Origin of the sequence: Streptomyces sp. SID5785, from assembly GCF_009870065.1 — a bacterium.
In the GTDB taxonomy this organism is placed as follows: domain Bacteria; phylum Actinomycetota; class Actinomycetes; order Streptomycetales; family Streptomycetaceae; genus Streptomyces.
This window is the reverse complement of the sequence record NZ_WWIA01000021.1, coordinates 1-1,740: the sequence shown is the minus strand read 5'-3', so window position 1 is coordinate 1,740 and position 1,740 is coordinate 1. Positions and strand designations below refer to the sequence as shown.

At 77.1% G+C, this 1,740-nt stretch carries 2 protein-coding genes and 1 pseudogene; 1 reads left to right on the top strand and 2 read right to left on the bottom strand.

Annotated elements, in window-relative coordinates:
• Window positions 1-102 precede the first annotated feature (102 nt).
• Window positions 103-375, top strand: a complete 273-nt coding sequence (locus tag GTW43_RS37370) for a hypothetical protein (protein ID WP_202500882.1) — start codon at window positions 103-105, stop codon at window positions 373-375.
• A gap of 57 nt (window positions 376-432) precedes the next feature.
• Here the strand turns inward: GTW43_RS37370 and GTW43_RS00685 are convergent, their stop codons facing one another.
• Together GTW43_RS00685 and GTW43_RS00680 are read right to left on the bottom strand one after the other, a co-directional pair.
• Entirely contained in the window at window positions 433-1,089 is a 657-nt protein-coding gene (locus GTW43_RS00685; RefSeq protein WP_161299571.1) for an SDR family oxidoreductase, read from the bottom strand.
• Window positions 1,090-1,296: 207 nt separating this feature from the next.
• Window positions 1,297-1,740, bottom strand: a pseudogene (locus tag GTW43_RS00680) (hydrolase); the annotation flags it as partial.

The window sequence follows — 1,740 nt, the reverse complement described above, 5'->3', positions numbered from 1 at the left end:
CCCGCCGACCGGGCCCGGGGCGGGCCCACCGCGCGCCCCCGCCGTCCGCCCGGTCGCGCGCTCCGGCGTGTGTCCGCGCCGTCGACGACGCAGACTGATCCCATGCCGACCGCGTCCTCAGCCTCGTCAGCCCCGCCCGTCTCGTCTGCGCCCCTCGCGCCCGCCGCGGCCCGTCGCCGCAGCTGCCCCGAGTGCCGCCGCGACATCGCCGTCGTCGGCGGCCGGTTCGCCCGGCACGACCCGCCCGGCGCCCGCGCCGCCGGCGAACTCGTCTCGTGCCCCGGATCGCGCAGACCCGCCCAGCTCGGCGCCGTGCAGGACACGCTCGACGGGTACGCGGTCCCGCACGTCCCCGGGCAGCTGCCGCTGTTCTGACGGAGCGTCCGGGGCCCCGGGCGGGCAACTCCCGGTCCGGGCCCCGCCCGGCGGGTCTCAGTTCCCCGCGACCGACTTCGCGGCCACCGTCACCGGGGTCGAGCCGGAGATCAACTCGAGCGTCAGCCCCGCGGTCGCCGGCGACTCCACCAGCTCGGCCAGGACCGCCGCCACGTCGTCCCGCGGCACGGGTCCGCGGCCGGTCCGCGCCTCCAGCCGCACCAGTCCGTTGCCCGCGTCGTTCGTGAGCTGACCGGGGCGCAGAATCGTCCAGTCCAGTCCCGTGCGGCGCCGTACGTCGTCGTCCGCCGCGCCCTTGGCACGCAGGTACACATCGAAGATGTCGTCGCCCTGGTGCGTGACGTCCGCGCCCATGGACGACACCACGACGTACCGGCGCACCCCGGCCCGCTCCGCCGCGTCGGCGAACAGCACGGCCGCGTCCCGATCCACCGTGTCCTTGCGGTCGGCGCCGCTGCCCGGCCCGGCGCCCGCCGCGAACACGGCAGCGTCCGCGCCCTGCAGATGGGCCGCGACCTCCTCGACGGAGGCCGACTCCAGATCGCACAGGACCGGCTCCGCACCGGCGTCCCGCAGATCGTCGCCCTGCTCGGGCCGGCGGATGATGCCCGCCACCTCGTCACCGCGCGCGGAGAGCAACCGCTCGAGCCGCAGCGCGATCTGACCATGACCACCAGCGATGACAATGCGCATGCCTCCGACCGTACGCCGGGACCGTGAGGTTGACCGCGCAACCATGCTGACGCGCGCCCCCACGCACGGGTGGTCACCCACTCACCGTGCTGACGTGTGCAGCCACGCACGGGCGGTGACCCGCTCACCGTGCTGACGCGCGCAGCCGCTACGAGCGCCGAGTCACGCGCACCCCGCCGCCACCCGCCGCGCCCGCACCCGGCGCCGCTACGCCCCGCCCCCGCCCCCGTACTTGGCCGCCCGTCCCTGCCGCGGCAGATCGAGGGCCACCGCCGCGGCCGAGTCGCAGTACTCCCGTACGGCACTGGTGCGGGCGACCACCCGGCCCCGGTGCACCACGATGCGGCTGTACGCGAGCGACAGCGCGCCCGACAGCTTCTCGCCCCGTACCGCGAGCAGTTCGGCCGGGAACCCGGCCTCCACGCGCACCTCGGGCAGCCCGAGCGCCGCCCGCGCGGTCGTGCTGACCGCCTCGTACGCCTCCTCGGGCCGCAGCCCGTACCGGGAGGCCAGCAGGTACGCGGCCTCCAGAGGGTCGCCGCGCCCGACGGGGTTCGAGGCGTCGCGCAGCGCCCCGCTGCCGGCTGCGACCCGGACCCCGGCCGCCCGCAGCAGCCGGACCGGCGCCACACCGCGCTCGTCGGCCCCGGC